The organism is Hymenobacter agri (genome assembly GCF_054778495.1).
Map to the genome: position 1 here is coordinate 1 of NZ_BAAGZM010001101.1, position 826 is coordinate 826.

Consider the following 826-nt stretch of genomic DNA (forward strand, 5'->3'; position numbering starts at 1 on the left):
GCGCCGGGCCGTGGCCTGCCGCTACGTGCTGGCTGAAGGCAGCACCGTGCGCTTCGCCCTCGGCGCTTACGACCACGCCCGGGCGCTGACCATCGACCCGGTAGTGGTGTTTGCCAGCTACTCGGGCTCGGCGGCCAACAACTGGGGCTTTACGGCTACCTACGACCCGGCCGGCAACCTGTACACAGGCGGCATTGCATTCGACATCGGGTATCCGACCACGGCGGGCGCCTTCCAGACCACATTTAAGGCGCTGGTCGACATCGCCATCATCAAATTCAACACCAACGTGAGCGGGCCGGCGGCGCGGGTGTGGGCCACCTACCTGGGCGGCAACGATGCCGATTTTCCGACCAGCCTGGTGGTGAACAGCCAGGGCGAGCTGCTGGTGCTAGGTACTTCGGGCTCCGACGATTTTCCGGTGACGGCCGCCGCGGCCCAGCGCCGGTTTGCCAGTGGCGTGGCCGCCGACCCTTTCGGCTTCGGGGCTCCCTACGACGCGCCCAACGGCACCGACCTCGTCATCACCCGCCTCAATGCTACGGGCACGGCCCTGCGGGGCTCTACTTACCTGGGCGGCTCGGGCAACGAGGGGCTGCTGCCGCTGGCCTTCAATACGTCGGCCAGCAGCCCGACGCCGCAGCTGGCGCACAACTATGGCGACCCTTTCCGCGGCGATATTCTGGTGGACGCGGCCGACAACGTGTACGTGGCCTCGCACACCACCTCGGCCAATTTTCCGGTGGCGGCGGGGCTGGGCGGTGCCTACCGCGGCGGCACTTCCGATGGCGTGGTGGTGAAGCTGGCCCCCGCCCTCGACGCGGTG

Annotated in this window: 1 protein-coding gene; it reads left to right on the plus strand. The window is 68.3% G+C overall.

The annotated features are described in order from the left end of the window. Positions 1-826, plus strand: an 826-nt coding sequence (locus ACYVDE_RS24725) for an SBBP repeat-containing protein (protein ID WP_460504172.1), incomplete at both ends; no start/stop codon positions are given.